The organism is Rhodopseudomonas sp. B29 (genome assembly GCF_000333455.1).
GTDB lineage: Bacteria > Pseudomonadota > Alphaproteobacteria > Rhizobiales > Xanthobacteraceae > Rhodopseudomonas.
Genome location: NZ_BADD01000715.1, coordinates 13,111 through 31,014, shown reverse-complemented (window position 1 = coordinate 31,014; position 17,904 = coordinate 13,111). Strand labels below are relative to the sequence as shown.

Genomic DNA, 17,904 nt, shown 5'->3' with positions numbered 1-17,904 from the left:
CGATGTCGATGCCCTGCTCGTCCAGCCAAGTATCGTTGTAGTACGTGTCCGAGTAGCGCTCGCCGTCATCGCACAGCACCGTCACAAGCGATCCCGTGCGGCCGTCGCGCAACATCGCCGACGCGCACCAGCACAGTGCTATAAAATTCGCGCCCGTCGATCCGCCGACGCGGCGAGAGAGACGCGCGGACAACACGCGGGCGGCGGCAATCGACGCGGCATCCGGTACGCGCATCATCTGGTCGATGACGACATCGACGGTGAGGCGCTCGACTGGGCGCACAAGCGCCTGCTCGGCCGCCCCGAGCAGCGCAAGATCCTGATGATGATCTCGGACGGCGCGCCGGTCGACGACTCGACGCTGTCGGTCAACCCCGGCAACTACCTCGAGCGCCATCTGCGCCACATCATCGAAGAGATCGAGACCCGCTCGCCGGTCGAACTGATCGCCATCGGCATCGGCCACGACGTCACGCGCTACTATCGCCGCGCCGTCACCATCGTCGATGCCGAAGAACTCGGCGGCGCCATCACCGAGAAGCTGGCCGAGCTGTTCAGCGAGACGGCATCGGCCCCCTCCGCGAGTCCCGGCAAGCCGCGACGCCGGCTGCATTGACGAGGTCTCGCGAAGCGCGATGAGCCGATATTCGCCTTCGCTGATCAGCATCGTTGAGCAAGGCGCGGATCTCGCGCACGGCGAGCTCCCTCCCCCCTTGCGGGGGAGGGTTGGGGGTGGGGGTACCACGGGCGAGGCGCTTACTTTGCGGCCGCGCTCAGCCGATGCGCTCACCTCGTGGACCCCCACCCCCGACCCCTCCCCGCAAGGGGGAGGGGGGACGTCGCGGCGGCTTTTTCTCCAAACAGTTACTTCGGCAAGTCTTGCTACGCTGATATCAGCGCGGCAACCGGCGCTGGCGCAGATTGCGCGGGCGCCGAACGATACCGACGAACTCACCGCGACCAGCACCACCAAGGTCGAACGCATCGAGGTGCGGGCGCGGCCGATCGATGCGTTCGATCTGCGCGACAAGTCACGCCGGCAGTTCGGCAGCCTGCGGTTTCGCAGCGGCCTGGTGCTGAGTTCGGGATTTCGTGGCTTCGGCGGGTTGTCGGCGCTGCGGCTCGACCCCAAGGGCGAGCGCTTCGTTGCGCTGTCCGACCACGGCAGTTGGTTTACCGGGCGGATCATCTATTCGGGCAGCGACATGACCGGACTCGCCGACGTCGAGGCGGCACCGTTACTCGGCGCCGACGGCGTCGCGCTGAATACGCGCGGCTGGCACGATTCGGAGTCGCTCGCTTTCGACGGCGGCACCGCCTATGTGGGCCTCGAGCGCGTCAACCAGATCGTCAGGTTCGACTTCGGCCGCGATGGCTTCCAGGCGCGCGGCCAGCCCATCGTGGTGCCGCAGGCGCTGCGGCATCTCCCGAACAACAAGGGCATCGAAGCCCTGGTGTTCGTCCCCAAAGGTCAACCGCTCGCCGGCACGCTGATCGCGCTGTCCGAACGCGGCCTCGACGCCGATCGCAACATCATGGGCTTTCTGATCGGCGGCAAGACGCCGGGCGTGTTTTCGGTGCGGCGGACTCAGAACTTCGACATCAGCGACGCCGCTCTGCTGCCGGGCGGCGAACTGCTGATCCTCGAGCGCAAATTCTCCTGGCTCGAAGGCGTCCACATCCGCATCCGCCGGATCGCGCTGAATTCGATTGTACCCGGCGCGCTGATCGATGGGCCGGTGATCTTCGACGCCGACATGGGGATGGAGATCGACAATCTCGAAGGCCTCGACGTCTTCACCACGGCCGACGGCGAAACCGTGCTGACGATGATCTCCGACGACAACTTCTCGATGCTGCAGCGAACGATGCTGCTGCAATTTACGTTGGCGCCGGAGTAATCCGCGTACGACTGAGATTAGTACGTTTTCGCACGAAGTGGGCACCGGTCCGAGTGAAGAAAACGTGCCAAAACAAAACCAGAACTCCGGCTTCTGATTTTATCAGAACCGAAAGACTCTAGCCCGAGGAGGCTGCGCGCTTGGCGCTTTCCACCGCGGCCGCGGCGAACTCGAGCGCCTGGCGCTGCGCCGCCTCGAATTCGGGGGCCGCCGTCAGCGCGCGCCGGATCATCCGCGCCAGATCAGCGCGGCGGTATGGCTTCGATAGCAGCAGGATGTCGGCGTCCACACGGTCCTGATGGATCAGCGCATTCTCCGAATAGCCCGACGTGAACAGCACTTTGAGCCCTGGCCGACGCTTGGCCATCTCGGCCGCGAGCTGAACCCCATTATAGGCGCCGGGCATCACCACGTCGGTGAACAACAGATCAAACGCAGCCTTGCTGTCGCAGATCGAGAGTGCCGCGGCGGCGTTGCCGACCGACAGCGTGGTGTAACCGAGGCTCCTGAGCTGGGCGTTGACATAGCTACGCACCATCGCGTCGTCCTCGACCACCAAGATGGTCTCGCTGCCACCCACCGGGCCTTCCTCGGCGGCAGCGGCAACGTGATGCTCGATTTCCGAGACCGCGCGCGGCAGATAGAGTCGGAACGTGGTGCCGAGGCCTTCTTCGCTGTACAGCGTGATGTGGCCGCCGGATTGCTTGATGAAGCCGTACACCATGCTGAGTCCGAGCCCGGTGCCCTTGCCGACCTCCTTGGTGGTGAAGAACGGATCGAACACCTTGCTGCGAATCGGCTCAGGAATGCCACTCCCGGAATCCGTGATCGCGATGGTTACGTAGTCGCCGGGCGTCATGCCGGCCAGCCGTCGCGCCAGTTCGGCGTCGATGGTGACGTTGGCAGTTTCGAGCGTCAGCTTGCCGCCGCCCGGCATGGCATCGCGCGCGTTGACGGCGAGATTGACCAGCGCCGATTCCAGTTGGCCTCGATCCACGTAGATCGGCCACGTATCAGGTGCCAGCACGGTCTCGACTTCGATCTGCTCGCCGAGCGTCGGCCGCAACAGGCTGCGCAATCCGGCCACCAGCGCGTTGAGGTCGGTCTCGTCCGGACGCAGCGGCTGTTTGCGGGCGAAGGCGAGCAGAAGCCTCGTCAATTCGGCGCCGCGATCCGCGGCCTCGCTGATCAGTCTGGCGATGGCGGCGAGGTGTGGCTGATCGGCGACGCCGTCGCTGATGACGTCGATGGTGCCGGTGATCACCGTCAGCATGTTGTTGAAGTCGTGTGCGATGCCACCGGTGAGCTGGCCGATCGACTCCATTTTCTGCGACTGACGTAGTTGCTCCTCGAAGGCGATCTTCTCAGTGAGATCTCGAAGGAAGGCGTTGATGACGAAGCTGCCGTCGAGATAGAGCCCGGTCATCGCGACTTCGATCGGGATCGGCGAGCCGTCGCGGCGGATGGCCTCGATCTCGACGCGGAAGCCGCTGTTGTCGCGGCCGAGCGACGACGTGAACTTCGAAAAACTCTCCGCCCATTCGGGAAGCTTGTCGGGCGGAATGATCAGTTCGAACACGTCGCGCCCGAGGGTTTCGGCGCGGCTCCAGCCGAACATCAGCTCCGCATGCGGACTCCATTCGGTCACCGTGCCGGCAGCGTCGACCTGAATGAAAGCGTCGAGCGCGGTGTCGATGATCGCACGCGCCATCTGCTCGCTGCGGCGCAACGCCTGTTCGACCATCTTGGTCTTGGTGATGTCGTGATACACCATCACGGCGCTTTGGATCTCGCCGCTTTCGCTACGCAGCGGACGACCATTGGCGATGAGATACGAGCGGTGGTTGGATCCGTGCCGCTGCACGATGAATTCGAAGTTCTCGATGGTTTCGCCCAGGAAGGCGCGCCGCAGCGGCGAGTATTCCGGATCGAGCGGGCTGCCGTCGGGAAGAAACCGTTCGAAGGAGCGCGTCGTGTTGAGCAGCCCGACGCCGGACAATTGACCAAACAATGCTCGAGCAGCCGGATTGGTGAGGATCACCATCCCTTGCGCATCGGCCACCAGCACCGGATCGACCATGTTGTCGATGGTGTTCTGCAGCACCCCGGAGAGGCGGTTGCGTTGATCGGCCTCGTCGGCCAGCGCTTTGGCCTTGCTATCGGATTCGCTGCTCATGCGCATCAAGGCCTCGGCCAGGACGCTGATTTCGCGGCTGCCGCCGGGAGTGACTTCGACGGCTTCGCCGCGCGAGAACGCCTCGACCGAGCGGGTGATCCGAACCAGAGGCTTGGTCAGCGACCGCGCCAGCGGGATGGCCACCACCATCGCCAGCAGGATCGCCACCACGCCGACCGAGATAGTAGAGTTGCGAATAGCAGTCTGAGCAGCCGCCAGCAGAGCGTAGGGCCGCATCTCCACCACCGCGATAAGCGGCCCGTCGGCGAGCCGGACCCAACTCCAGCCGAGGCCGAACCGGGCGCCGGCGGCATTCGTCACGACGCGCGGCGGCCCGGCCGAAGTAAGCAGGCTGGAGACATCGGAAAACTCGTCCTGGAGGCGATGCCTTGCACCAAGATCGAAACCGAACTCCTGAGAGGGGTCGGGATGCAGCAGATAATCGCCGTCTTGGTTGATGACGTAGATCTGGTTGCCGGATTCGGCGCTCTTGCGAATACGGGAGAGCTCGGTTCGTAGATCCGTGTTGATGACCAGAAGCCCCAGCCGCGAGCCGTCGGCGGCGTCGATCGGCGCCATGGTCCGCACCGTCGGTATGTGGGGGATTTCGAGACCCTTGTCGGCCTTGTTGAGCTCGATCTTGGAGATCGAGATTCGGCCCGGCGGCAACGCCAGGCCGTCCTTCACATAGGCCCGGTCGCCACGCCTCGTCAGCTGTGATGACGGCACGATCCGGACTGAGCCATTCGGTCCAAGGCGATCGACGCGGACCAACTCGAGACCACCGTCGTCCGGCGCGATGATGCGCAGAATCGCGGCTGCCGGCTTGGCGGAAAGCTCGGCGACGAACCGCTCCTCGATCCGTCGTCGCCAGTTCGGCGGCTCCGGCGCGCCGGCACGGATCGCGTCACGCCGAACGGTCAACAAATCACGCAGTGCTGGAGAGACTTGGGCGCTGGCGGCGTCGGCGCGTGTATTTCGTATTGCCGCGTCGAGGAGTGCGGCATTCAGACTGGCGTTGGTCTGCAGCCGGGCCAGGGCGCGCGGCATCACCAGCTCGACGACGTTGTAGTAATTGAGAACCCCGAGGACCGCGGTGGTCACCAGGACCAGCGCTACCATCGCCAACGTCAATCGAGTCGAAAGCTTCATTGCGCCCTCTGCACGATGCGATCGGCGCAGGCGCTTGACCGCGCGCCCGCTGCGCTTCCCTCGACGACGGATCGCACCGTCGCAGGAGTTGCGCATCGGCCCGAGTTCCCGTCACCTCGGTAATCTACGGTGATTCGACCAAAGGAGTGATCTGGGGCCGTTACGAAGCTGTGGGCGAGCTCTGTACCGTGAAATTGGTACCATCAAACATCAGCCAGCGGGTTCACGCCGCTGTATTCCACTACAAACAGTAAACGTCACAACGAAACGGCCGGATCTCCGGACCCGGCCGTTTCGTCGTTCAAACTATCGATTCGGCGCGCGAGAGGCCGATCAGCTCGCCGCGGCGACCGGCTCGGCCGACTTCTTCTTGGCGATGGCACGCTTCAGCTCGACAGCCTTCGGCGACAACTCGGCGTCGCTGGCCTTGAGCAGATAGGCATCGAGGCCACCGCGATGGTCGACGCTCTTGAGCGCATTGGTCGACACCCGCAGCCGCACCGGGCGGCCGAGCGCGTCGGACAAGAAGGTGACGTTGACCAGATTGGGCAGGAAACGCCGCTTGGTCTTGATGTTCGAGTGGCTGACCTTGTGGCCGACCTGGGCACCCTTGGCGGTCAGTTCGCAGCGCCGGGACATGGCGAAAATCCTCTGTACTCCCCGCCGGCCCACCGATGCAGGCGCGAGGCTTCGTTCAATCGTCCATTTCAGGAACCGCGGACGTATAGTCGGAGGGATGCGCAGCGTCAAGGTCGCGGAGTACGGCAACGCCGATGATTCGCGCGGAACCGACCACGCCTGCGGCATCCGACCTCGGCTGCGGGCGACCTATCCCGCACCATATTAACGACTTAATCGGCTTCGCATTGTTCTGGTCCGATTGCCATGCAACAGAAGAAGATGCAACCGGGTGCGATCGCACTCGCAGGGCCGCCCCTCGTGATGAATGGTTTCGACAGCGCAGCCGGATCGCCAGCGGTTGCGCGGATTTTGTCCCGCCGGATGCGGGCCTTCTTCGGGTGCAGGACTGTGGCAGGGGCCTTTACCGCCGCAGTGCTGGGTGTCGTTCTCCCAGATTCGGCCTGCGCCCAGGCCAAGCTCGACGCCCGCTACGAAGCGTCGCTGGCCGGCATCGAGGTCGGCAAGGGCGCCTGGGTCATCGAAATCGACGACGATCGCTATGCGGCCTCCGCCACTGGGGCGACGTCCGGCTTGCTGCAGGCCTTTTCCAGCGGCCACGGCAGCGGCGCATCCCAGGGCAAAATCGTCGGCGACCAGATGGTGCCGGCGACCTACACGGCCAATATCGCCAGCGGCAAGAAGGCCGAGACCATCCGGATGACGCTGAACAGCGGTAACGTGAAGGAGTTCTCGATCGAGCCGGAGCCGCCGGTCGATGCCGACCGCATCCCGGTGACCGACGCGCATAAGCGCGGCGTGCTCGATCCGATGACCGGCTCGCTGGTGCGCGCGCCCGGCACCGGTGATCCGATGAGCCCCGACACCTGCCGGACCGCGACGCCGATCTTCGACGGCCGGATGCGCTATGACCTCAAGCTCGACTACAAGCGCATCGAGACCGTGAAGGCCGAGAAGGGCTATGCGGGCCCGGCGCTGGTCTGTGCGATCTATTTCTCGCCGATCTCCGGCTACATCCCCGACCGCGCCGCGATCAAATACCTGATCGAGCAGCGCAAAATGGAAGTCTGGCTGGTGCCGCTGACCGGCACGCGGGTGCTGGTGCCGTTCAAGGTCAAGATCCCGACGCCGCTCGGCAATGCCGTGCTTGAGGCGACACAATTCGTCGTCAGCGCAATGCCGCCGAAATCGGCCTCTCGCAGCCACTGAGGCGCCTTGAACGCCTCGCGCTGAATCCTGTTGACTCAGCGACGATTCGTCGAACGCCTGTGAATCGGCGCAACTGCCTGATCGAGGCCTGTCGAGGGTCGCGAGCGCACCTTATCTGGTGGGAAGGAGGCATCCACAACCGACATCTTGGGAGGCGCCACCCAAAGACTCGCCGAGTCTGCGATTCGGCCGCGTTTCGTTCCAGACTCGTTCCAACCCTTAACTCACGGCCGCATCTCCGTCACAATGTGACACAGACTTGACCGTCACGGCCTAGAAATCCGGTCAGAATGCCTCTCTCGTCTTTAGGGTCGTTAACCCACGACCGCGCTCCGGGCGCCGGCGTCACTGCGGTGCTGGGCCCGACCAACACCGGCAAGACCTATCTGGCGATCGAGCGGATGGTGGCGCACCCATCCGGACTGATCGGGCTGCCGCTGCGGCTGTTGGCGCGCGAGGTCTACAACAAGATCGTCGACAAGGTTGGCGAGCACGCCGTCGCGCTCGTCACCGGCGAAGAGAAGATCAAGCCGCCCAAGGCGCGCTACTGGGTCTCGACCGTCGAGGCAATGCCGCGCGATCTCGACGTGTCGTTTCTCGCCGTCGACGAAATCCAGATCGCCGCCGATCTCGAGCGCGGGCACGTCTTCACCGATCGCATCCTGCGCCGGCGCGGCCGCGACGAGACGCTGCTGCTCGGCGCCGCCACGATGCGGCCGATGATCGAGCGGCTGCTGCCGGGCGCCAGCATCGTCACACGGCCGCGGTTGTCGCAGCTCGAATTCGCCGGCGACCGCAAATTGACGCGGCAGCCGCGTCGCACCGCCATCGTGGCGTTTTCAGCGGACGAAGTTTACGCCATCGCCGAACTGATCAAGCGCCAGCACGGCGGCGCCGCTGTGGTGCTGGGCTCGCTGAGCCCGCGCACCCGTAACGCGCAAGTCGCGATGTTTCAGTCCGGCGATGTCGATTACCTCGTCGCCACCGACGCCATCGGCATGGGGCTGAACCTCGACGTCGATCACGTCGCGTTCGCCTCCGATCGCAAATTCGACGGCTATCAGTTTCGCAGGCTGACGCCCGCGGAATTCTCGCAGATCGCCGGCCGCGCCGGCCGGGCGACGCGCGACGGTACGTTCGGCACCACCGGGCGCTGCGCGCCGTTCGAGCCCGAACTCGTCAACGCTTTGCAGAATCACAGCTTCGAGCCGGTGAAGATGCTGCAATGGCGCAATTCCGAACTGGATTTCTCGTCGGTCGGCGCTCTGCAGGTGTCACTGTCCGAGTCGCCACGTCACGACGCGCTGACCCGCGCGCCGGTGGCCGAAGATCTGCGGGTGCTCGATCACATCGCGCGTGATGCCGAAGTGCGCGAAATGGCGCACGGCAAGGCCGCGGTCGAGCGGTTGTGGGAGGCCTGTCAGGTCCCGGACTATCGCAAGCTGGCGCCGGCCGCGCATGCAGAGCTGGTCGCGACGTTGTATCGCTTCCTGATGCATCGCGGACGCATTCCCCGACAGCTGGTTCGCCGCGCAGGTTGAACAGGCCGATCGGATCGATGGCGGCATCGATACGTTGTCGGCGCGCATCGCCCATATCCGGACCTGGACCTTCGTGGCCAACCGTCCCGACTGGCTCGGTGACCCTGAACACTGGCAGGGCATCTCGCGCGATGTCGAAAATAAATTGTCAGATGCCTTGCACGATCGGCTCACGGAACGTTTCGTAGATCGCCGGACCAGTGTATTGATGCGCCGCCTGCGGGAAAACACGATGTTGAATACGGAAATTGGCAAGACCGGCGAGGTGATCGTAGAAGGCCATGTGATCGGCCGCCTCGACGGATTCACCTTTGCGCCTGACGCGGCCGAGGCCGGCTCGGATGCGAAGGCTCTGCAGGCGACAGCGCAAAAGGCGTTGGCCGGCGAGATCGAGGCACGCGCCGAGAAGCTGTCGGCTGCGCCGGACGAACAATTCGTCCTGACCTCGGACGGCACCATTCGCTGGACCGGCGACGCGGTCGCCAAGCTGGTCGGCTCGGACGACGTGCTGCGGCCGCGGCTGCGCATCGTCGCCGACGATCGTCTGGCGGGCGCGCCGCGCGAAGCCGTGCAGGCCCGGCTCGACCTGTGGCTAAAGACCCATATCGAAAAGCTGCTCGGCCCGCTGTTCGAACTCGGCAAGGCCGAAGACGTCACCGGCATCGCCCGCGGCATTTCCTTCCAGCTCGTCGAAGCGCTCGGCGTCATCGAACGCCAGAAGATCGCTGCCGAGATGAAGGATCTCGACCAGCCGTCGCGCGCCACGCTGCGCAAATACGGCGTGCGGTTCGGCGCCTATCACATCTATGTGCCGTCTTTGCTGAAGCCCGCCGCGCGCGCGCTGGCCTCGCTGCTGTGGGCTCAGAAGCACGACAATGTCGACATGTCGGCGCTGTCGGGTGCGCAGCATCTGGCGAGCAGCGGCCGTACCTCGTTTCCTGCCGACAAGGCGCTCGATCGCGACGTCTATCGCACGCTGGGCTACCGGCTGTGCGGCGAGCGCGCTGTGCGGGTCGATATTCTGGAGCGGCTCGCCGACCTGATCCGCCCGGCGCTGGCCTGGCGCGAAGGCACCCAGGGCGAGAAGCCCGCGGGTGCATTCGACGGCCGCAGCTTCGTGGTGACCCAGGCGATGACGTCGCTGACCGGTTCGGCCGGGGAAGATTTCGCCTCGATCCTGAAGGCGCTCGGCTATCGCATGGAGAAGCGCCCGGCGTTGCCGCCGGCACCGAAGCCCGCCGCAGCGGCCGAAGCTGCGCCGGCGCAGGCCGATGCGGCCGCGTCTCAGGACAGCGGCCTCTCCGCCGAAGACCACGCCATTCTGGCCGGGGCGATTGCGTTCGAGCCGAGCGTCGCTGAACCAAGCGCGACCGAAGTTACCGACACCGCCGCCACGGAAGCTGCTGCCGAGGCCGCAGCGGACGCCGCGCCTGTGGCTGAAGAACCCGCTTCTGCCGATCAGTCGGCCGAAACGGCGCCGACCGAAGCTTCCGCTGAAGCGACTGCTTCCGAGCCTGTCTCTGAACCTGTGGCCGACGCTACGGCGGAGCCCGCGGCGGCCGAAGCCGGCGCGACCGAAACGCCTGCTGCCGAGGCTGCTCCCGCAGCCGACGGCGGCCTTGTCGAGGTTTGGCGGCCGGGCGGCCGCTCGGACGAGCATCGTCCGCGTCACGACCGTCAGCGCCACCGTGGCCGTCCGCATCAGGGTGGCCAGGCGGCTACCCCGAGCGAGGGCGGCGAAGCTGCCGGCGAGCGCCAGGGCCGCGGCGGCGACGATCGCAACAATGGCGACCGGCGCGAGCGTCGCGGCGGGGACTTCCGTCCGCGCCGCGAAGCCGGCGCCGAAGGCGAAGGCGGTGGCCGTCGCGAAGAGCGTGGTGGAGATCGCGGACCTCGCGAGCGCTTCAAGGGCCGCGACAAATTCCAGGACAAGTCCAAAGGCGGTGGCAAAGGTGGCCGCGATGGCAACGACCGCGGCGCCTCGCATCGCCAGTTCGCCTCCAGCGCGCCGCGCGAGCGGGACCGCGATCGTCCGATCGATCCGAACTCGCCGTTCGCCAAACTGGCGGCTCTGAAAGAGCAACTCGCCGGCCGCAAGGACTGATCGCGCGCCGGCTTCACCGCAGCGGTGCAAACTCAAGAGGATGCGTGGAGCGTCAGCGCCTCGACAAATGGCTGTGGCATGCCCGCGTGGTGCGGGCGCGCAGCAGCGCCGTGGCACTGATCGAGGCCGGACACGTCCGTATCAACGGCGCGCGGGAGAAATCACCGGGGCACGCGGTGAAGCTGGGCGATGTGCTGACGGTGTCGCTCGACGGCGGTGTCCGCATCCTGCAAGTGGCAGGCTTCGCCGAGCGACGCGGCGATGCATCGAGTGTCACTGGACTTTATACCGACCCTTCGCAACCTAAAGATTAGGCATCGCCGCTTGCGGCATCGCAACTCCTGCGGTACGCAAGCACTCAAAATTAGAACCGTTCCGGAGCCTTTGGGATGACGTACGTCGTCACTGAAAACTGCATCAAGTGCAAGTACACCGATTGTGTCGAGGTCTGCCCCGTGGATTGCTTCTACGAGGGTGAGAACATGCTCGTCATCCATCCGGACGAATGCATCGACTGCGGCGTGTGCGAGCCCGAGTGCCCGGCGGACGCCATCAAGCCCGACACCGAGCCGGGCCTCGAAAAGTGGCTCGAGCTGAATGCCGAGCACGCCAAGACCTGGCCGAATCTCACGCAGAAGAAGGACCCGCCGGACGACGCCAAGTCGTTCGACGGCCAGGCCGGCAAGTTCGACAAGTACTTCTGTCGGAGCCCGGCACCGGCGATTGATCGTTCGACCCTGGTGAACGACGAGGCCTGACACGCCTCCGCTTAACCCTGTTGGTGACAATCGCCCTCCGGCCCAAGGCCGGAACGGGCAGATTCGTCATAAATCATTGATTTTTGCGGGAAATGTGCTATTATTGGCACATTCAACAAACTCGGCATGCCGAATTGCGGGCCGGGAAAGGTTCCCGTCAAAGACCGATCAACAGGGGCGTGGCGGTTCCACGCGCAGGCTGTGTCACAGAAAACGCGTAAAAAGAGTATTTCGTCCAAGGGTGTCAAGCAGTCGGCTGCGACCAGCCGCTCTGCAACGAAGCTTCATTCTCGTCCTTCTGTAAAGGACACCCGGCCAGCCGCCAAGCCGCCGAAAGCCACGGCCAAAGCCGTGACCAGCAAGACCAAAAGTCCGGTTCTCAAGGACTCGGCCGCGAAAGCGGGGGGCGCCAAGGTTTCGACAGCAAAGAGTTTCGCCAAGACTCTCGCCACCAAAGGTTCCGCCGCCAAGGCCCCGGCCGCGGCGGACGCCTCCAAGTCCTCGAAAACCAAAAGAAGTGCAATGCCCAGCAAGACTGCCAAGACGACCACCAAGGCGACCGAAACAAAGGCTCCCGTAGCCAAGGCCGCCGCGCCCAAGGCGACGCCCGCCAAGGCCGAAGCCCCCAAGGTCGAGGCTGCCAAGGCGGCTACGACCAAGGCTGTGGCGTCGAAGCCGGCCGCTGCGCCGGAGGTGAAGGCGGTTGCCAAGCCGGAAGCCAAGGTCGAGGCCAAGGCGGCGCCGGTGCAGGCGAAGGTCGAGGAGCCGAAGAAGGCCGTGACCCAGCGCCAGGGCTTCAAGGCACAGGAATTCGTCGTCTATCCGGCGCACGGCGTCGGCCAGATCCTGGCGATCGAGGAGCAGGAAATCGCGGGCGCCAAGCTCGAGCTGTTCGTCATCAACTTCATCAAGGACAAGATGACGTTGCGGGTGCCGACCGCCAAGGTCGCCAATGTCGGCATGCGCAAGCTGTCCGACCCGGCGCTGGTGAAGAAGGCGCTCGAGACGCTGAAGGGCCGCGCCCGGGTCAAGCGCACGATGTGGTCGCGCCGCGCCCAGGAATACGAAGCCAAGATCAATTCGGGCGACATCGTCGCCATCGCCGAAGTGGTGCGCGATCTGTATCGCTCGGAGTCGCAGCCGGAGCAGTCCTACAGCGAACGTCAGCTCTATGAAGCGGCGCTCGACCGCCTGTCGCGGGAGATCGCGGTGGTGCAGCACGTCACCGAGACCGAAGCCATCAAGGAAGTCGAGAGCCAGCTCGCCAAGAGCCCGCGCCGCGGCGCCAAGGCCGAGGCGGATGCCGAAGGCGAAGCCGATGGTGACATCGACGGCGACAGCGACGACGAGTCGGTGACCGACGAGGCCGCGTAAGCGGCACGCACTCAGGAAGTTGTTATCAGGCCCGGCTGTTCGCAGCCGGGCCTTTTTGTTTGCCCGCACACCCATCGTCATTGCGAACCACCGGGTCCGGCCTTCGGCCCGCCCGATGACAGGCTCCGCGAAGCAATCCAGCCGCGAGCACTGCGCGACCTCTCCCCGCGCGCGGGGAGAGGTCGACCCGGAAGAGCGCAGCGAAGCCGGGTCGGGTGAGGGGGCGTTTCCACAAGGCCGAGCGTCTCGGATAGCGTGTAGCGATGCGCTCAGCTGATTAGTCGGCGCTAGGCCTCGCGGAGACGCCCCCTCATCCCACCCTTCTCCCCGCGCGCGGGGAGAAGGAGCGGGCCGTGCTTGCGGCTAATCCGTGCGTAGCTGTGTCGCTCGCGAGCAGAGGCAAACTACGCCTCAGTCGACCACGATCTTCACCAGGTCGCGGGGCTTGACCTGGGCGTGGGCGTCGAGGCCGTTGAGGACGCGGAAGCGGTCGAGCGGCTTGTCGACGCCGGCCATGCGGTGCGACAGCGACTCGGCGGTGTCGCCGGGCTGCACGCTGATCACCTTGATGCGCAGCGGCCGCGCCGCCTGGATCTCTTCGAGCGACAGCCTGCGGAACGACGCCACGGTTTCGCGTGCGTTGCGCTCGCTTTCGGTAGTCTTCTGCCGGGCGGCGAAGATGAAGCGATAGACGTCGCTGCCGAAGCGCAGCGCATAGACCTTGAACTGCCACTGCTCGCCCTGCGCCGTCACCGACGCCGCCGGGAAGCCGTTGATGGTCAGCTGCTCGGTCGAGCTCTTGTCGACATTCTCCATCCAGCCGGAATTCAAGTAATCGCCGAGCGACTGCTCCGCCGGCACGCGCACGACGTCGAACCGCATCGCCTGATTGCCGCCGTCGCGGACGCCGATCACCGCCTGCGCGGTGTTGTCGAGCGTGAACGTGTCCGGCGCCTCGAAGGTGAAGCCGAGCTTGGGATGCAGGAAGCGACGGCCACGGACGAAACCTTCGCTCGGGTCTTCACCGTAGACGAGATTGTCGATGGCGCTGAGATAAGCCTCGCGATCGCGCTCGCCGCGGCCCTCGCCTTGCGGGGCCGCGTATTGCTTGGCGTTGTTCTGGGCGTTGCGGACGCGCTCCGGCGTCGCCGGATGCGAGGCCAGGAAGTCCTGCGAGCGGTTCACGTCGCCGCGGCTGGCCTTGAGTGCGGCGTTGCGCTCCATCGCGGTGAGGAAGCGCGCCGCCCCGTAGGGGTCGAACTGCGCACGCGCGCAAATGCCGATGCCGATGCCGTCGGCCTCGAGCTCCTGCTGCCGTGAGAAGCTCGCCATCGACAGCTTGGTCTTGGCCAGAGCCAGCGCGGTCATGTCGGGATCGTTGCCCATGTCGGTGACGACGCGCGTCACCAGCGCCGCCTGGCGGGCCTGGTCTTCGCGAATCGCCGCGTGCCGGGCGATCACGTGGGCCATCTCGTGCGCCAGCACCGACGACAATTCCGACGTATCGCTGGCCAGCGCGATCAGGCCGCGGGTGACGTAGAGCTGTCCGGTCGGCAGCGCGAAGGCGTTGACGGCGCCGGAATTGAGAATGGTGACCTTGTAGGCGAGGTCCGGCCGCTCGGACGCCGCGACCAGCCGATCGACCGTCGAGCCGATCAGCGCCTCGAGCTTGGGATCGTCATAGGCGCCCCCATAGGTGGCGAGGATGCGCTCGTGCTCTCGCTCTGCTGCCGGCGTCTGCGTGGCCGGGCGTGCCGGCGGCTTGGCCGCAGTGGTCACCGCCGCGACGGACGGCACCTCGAACCGGCTGAGGTCGCCGCAGCCGGCAAGCGTCAGCGCGCCGAGAAGCGGCAACAGCAGCCAGCGCCGGCTTCTCCAGGTTTTGCGCCGTCCCTCGGATCCGATCACGTCTGGCTCTTTTCGGGCGCTACCGGGCGCCCGTTACCTCGATCTGTCCCGCGTCGCGAATCCCGATCTGCGGTCCGGAGCGCCGCTCGACCCAGCCCCGAACTCGGATTCGCTTGTTTTCCAAGGACTTGGGCGAGATGCCCGCGGCCCCCAACGGTCCCACTATGCGCCTTGAAATAGTCACCGCAAAGTCCCGAGTCCAGCGCCGGCCGAAGTTCAAAAACACCGTGCTGCCGGCCTCCCGGACCGAAACCACCCGACCTTCAACCAGCGTGAAGCGACCGGATCGTGACAGCAGCTCCTCGGTGTCCTCGGCTCGGGTGAGCGGCCCGGGCTCGGCCCAAAGCCCGCGTTTCGCATCACGGGCCGCGCCTTCTGCAGCCAGCAGCTCGGCGCGGCAATCGGCCTGCGGGATGCCGAGGCCGACCATGGCGTGGCCTTCCTGCAGCAGCCGGACCTGGGCCGACACCGCTTCGCCGTCGACGACCACATAGCTCGGCTGGCGGCCGTAGCGGTCGGGCGTATCGTCGGCGCCGCGCAGCACGACCCGCCGGCCCCGGACCAGCCCCGTCAGCGCTGCAACCGCCTCCGTCTGCTGCGACGAATCGACTTCCACACCTGCGAGTCGAATCTCCCGGCCATCGTCGAGACGAAGGCTGCGGGCATCGACGACCGCCACAACCAGACCATCCCCCTGTTCGGCCAGATCGGCACAACCCGCTCGTGCGTCGCAGCCGCCGATTAGCAGCGCAGCTGCGACCGCCAGCGCGATATGTGTGGAGTGATCGGCCGCTCTCATCGTGAAGACTCACAATCACCGATGCACGCAGGTGGCAGCTTCAATCACTCGTACATCGGCCTGCTCACTAAGCGTCGTTCGCTCGCATCGGGCAAGTCATTCCATCGTCCGGAAATCCTGCTCGCTTGCTGGTGAACAGCCGATACGGCATGATCGCACCACGATCAGAAGCGCTGCGAGTGAAGCCGGCGCCGGTCGAAAGGGAGGATGCTTTGAAGTTCGTTCGCACGACTCTTGCCGCATGTCTGTCGCTCGCCGTGATGACGGCCGCGCAGGCACAAAATCAACCGCCGCTCAAGCTCGGCGCCATCTTGGACATGTCGGGTCTGTACGCCGACATCACCGGCGTCGGCAGCGAGACTGCCGCCAAGATGGCGGCGGAGGATTTCGGCGGCAGCGTGCTGGGCCGCAAGATCGAGATCATCGCGGCCGATCATCAGAACAAGGCCGACGTCTCGGCCAACATCGCCCGCGACATGCTCGACAACCAGGGCGTCGAAGCGATCATCGATGTCGCCGCATCGGCGACTGCGCTTGCAGCCGCGGAGATCGCCAAGGCGCGCGGCAAGATCATCATGTTCTCCGGACCGGGGTCGATCCGCCTGACCAATGAGGCCTGCGGCCCCTATACGGTGCACTACGTGTTCGACACTTACGCGCAGGCCAACACCACCGGTCTCGCGGCGGTGAAGCAGGGCCTCGACAGCTGGTTCTTCCTGACGGCAGACTACGCATTCGGCCAGGACCTCGAACGCGACACCACCAACGTCATCAAGGCCTCGGGCGGCAAGGTGCTGGGCAGCGTCAAGCATCCGCTGAATACGTCGGACTTCTCGTCGTTCCTGCTACAGGCGCAAAGCTCGAAGGCCAAGGTGATCGGCCTCGCCAATGCGGGCGGCGACACCATCAACGCCATCAAGCAGGCGGCCGAATTCGGCATCACCAAAGGCGGCCAGAGGATTTCGCCGCTGCTCGCCTTCATCTCCGACATCGACAGCGTCGGACTGGAGACGGCACAGGGGCTGATCCTCACCGAGGCGTTCTATTGGGATCTCAACGACGAGACCCGCGCCTTCAGCAAGCGCTTCATGGAGCGCACCAAGCGCATGCCGACCTCGGCGCAGGCGGGCCTCTACTCGGAGACGATGCACTATCTGCAGGCCGTCAAGGCCGCCGGCACCACCGACGCGGCTGCAGTAATGAAGAAGATGAAGGAAACACCGATCAACGACTTCTTCGCCAAGAACGGCCACATCCGCGAAGACGGCCGCATGGTGCACGACATGTATCTGTTCGAAGTCAAGAAGCCGTCGGAATCGAAAGGCCGCTGGGACGACTACAAGCTGCTCGCCACCGTGCCGGGCGACCAGGCGTTCCAGCCCCTGTCCGAATCGCGCTGCCCGCTGGTGAAGAAGTAACTTACTCAACGCCGTCATTGCGAGGAGGCGAAGCCGACGAAGCAATCCAGCTCCGTGCTCGGAACTGGATTGCTTCGCTTCGCTCGCAATGACGAAAAGCCCATGGAACAACTAACAACAACAAGGACCCCGCCATGACCGACATCGTCCTGCAGCATCTCGACCGCGGTCTGCTCACCATCACGATGAACCGGCCCGACCGGCGCAACGCGCTCAATCCGGACATGACGCGCGGGCTGGTCGAGGCGGCGCAGCGTGCCAAGGACGATCCGGCCGTGCGCGCCGTGCTGCTCAAGGGCGCGGGCGGTACGTTCTGCGTCGGCGGCGACGTCAAGTCGATGGCGGCCGCGGGCGATCCGCCGCCGCTGGAACAGAAGATTGTGACCCTGCGCCGCGCCATGGAGGTGTCGCGGCTGCTGCATCTGATGCCCAAGCCAGTAGTAGCGCAGATCGACGGCGCGGCGGCCGGCGCCGGGCTGTCGATGGCGCTGGCCTGCGACCTGCGCGTCGCGGGTAGCTCGGCCAAGATCACCACGGCGTTCGCCAAGGTCGGTCTCTCGGGCGATTTCGGCGGCACGTACTTCCTGACGCACCTGATCGGTGCTGCGAAAGCGCGGGAACTGTATCTGACCTCGCCGGTACTGACAGCACAGGAGGCGCAGGCGCTCGGCGTCGTCAATCGCGTCGTGCCCGACGCCGAGGTCGGGACCTCAGCCCACGAGCTTGCACTGTCGCTGGCGCAAGGTCCGACGGTGACGCTCGGCTATATCAAGACCAACATNCACAATGCCGAGACGTTGTCGCTCGAAACCTGCTTCGATGCCGAAGCGCTGCATCACTCGCGTTGCTCGGAGACCGCCGACCACAAGGAAGCCGCCGCGGCTTTCGTCGAGAAGCGCGCGCCGTCGTTCCAGGGCCGCTGAGC

10 protein-coding genes and 3 pseudogenes are annotated in these 17,904 nt (G+C 65.3%); 9 read left to right on the top strand and 4 right to left on the bottom strand.

The window, feature by feature from the left end; all coding sequences use genetic code 11:
* Window positions 1–157 precede the first annotated feature (157 nt).
* A pseudogene (locus I5M_RS25865) lies at window positions 158–616 on the top strand (cobaltochelatase subunit CobT); the annotation flags it as partial.
* Window positions 617–887: 271 nt separating this feature from the next.
* Window positions 888–1,901 (top strand): esterase-like activity of phytase family protein, encoded by a 1,014-nt coding sequence (locus I5M_RS25860; RefSeq protein ID WP_376738701.1) that lies wholly within the window; start codon window positions 888–890, stop codon window positions 1,899–1,901.
* Between the two features lie 118 nt (window positions 1,902–2,019).
* On the opposite strand, the gene I5M_RS25855 is transcribed toward I5M_RS25860, so the two are convergent.
* On the bottom strand, window positions 2,020–5,229 hold the full coding sequence (locus I5M_RS25855; protein ID WP_022724044.1) for a PAS domain S-box protein: 3,210 nt from the start codon (window positions 5,227–5,229) through the stop codon (window positions 2,020–2,022).
* Window positions 5,230–5,562: 333 nt separating this feature from the next.
* The gene (gene rpmB / locus I5M_RS25850) at window positions 5,563–5,868 is read right to left on the bottom strand and encodes a 50S ribosomal protein L28 (RefSeq protein ID WP_022724043.1); all 306 of its coding nucleotides are present in this window, start codon (window positions 5,866–5,868) and stop codon (window positions 5,563–5,565) included.
* 390 nt (window positions 5,869–6,258) lie between these two features.
* Between rpmB and I5M_RS25840 the strand changes: the two genes are divergently transcribed.
* From I5M_RS25840 to I5M_RS25815, 5 genes and pseudogenes are all read left to right on the top strand, one after another.
* On the top strand, window positions 6,259–7,077 hold the full coding sequence (locus I5M_RS25840; RefSeq protein ID WP_040771906.1) for a DUF3108 domain-containing protein: 819 nt from the start codon (window positions 6,259–6,261) through the stop codon (window positions 7,075–7,077).
* A 290-nt stretch (window positions 7,078–7,367) separates the two neighbouring features.
* Window positions 7,368–10,722 (top strand): annotated as a pseudogene (locus tag I5M_RS30645) (helicase-related protein).
* Between the two features lie 44 nt (window positions 10,723–10,766).
* Entirely contained in the window at window positions 10,767–11,036 is a 270-nt protein-coding gene (locus I5M_RS25830; protein WP_022724040.1) for an RNA-binding S4 domain-containing protein, read from the top strand.
* Between the two features lie 75 nt (window positions 11,037–11,111).
* A pseudogene (gene fdxA / locus I5M_RS25825) lies at window positions 11,112–11,449 on the top strand (ferredoxin FdxA).
* A 157-nt stretch (window positions 11,450–11,606) separates the two neighbouring features.
* Window positions 11,607–12,854, top strand: coding sequence for a CarD family transcriptional regulator (locus I5M_RS25815; RefSeq protein ID WP_376738699.1), 1,248 nt, complete (start codon window positions 11,607–11,609; stop codon window positions 12,852–12,854).
* Between the two features lie 411 nt (window positions 12,855–13,265).
* Here I5M_RS25815 and I5M_RS25810 read toward each other — a convergent pair whose 3' ends face one another.
* Together I5M_RS25810 and I5M_RS25805 are read right to left on the bottom strand one after the other, a co-directional pair.
* A complete protein-coding gene (locus I5M_RS25810) occupies window positions 13,266–14,762 on the bottom strand; it encodes a M48 family metalloprotease (protein ID WP_022724038.1) in 1,497 nt (498 codons plus the stop codon).
* 19 nt (window positions 14,763–14,781) lie between these two features.
* The gene (locus I5M_RS25805) at window positions 14,782–15,561 is read right to left on the bottom strand and encodes a thermonuclease family protein (protein ID WP_022724037.1); all 780 of its coding nucleotides are present in this window, start codon (window positions 15,559–15,561) and stop codon (window positions 14,782–14,784) included.
* A 260-nt stretch (window positions 15,562–15,821) separates the two neighbouring features.
* On the opposite strand from I5M_RS25805, the gene I5M_RS25800 reads away from it, so the two are divergent.
* Both I5M_RS25800 and I5M_RS25795 read left to right on the top strand, forming a co-directional pair.
* On the top strand, window positions 15,822–16,979 hold the full coding sequence (locus tag I5M_RS25800; protein ID WP_376738700.1) for an ABC transporter substrate-binding protein: 1,158 nt from the start codon (window positions 15,822–15,824) through the stop codon (window positions 16,977–16,979).
* Between the two features lie 134 nt (window positions 16,980–17,113).
* A complete protein-coding gene (locus tag I5M_RS25795; RefSeq protein WP_022724035.1) occupies window positions 17,114–17,902 on the top strand; it encodes an enoyl-CoA hydratase in 789 nt (262 codons plus the stop codon).
* Window positions 17,903–17,904: the final 2 nt, after the last annotated feature.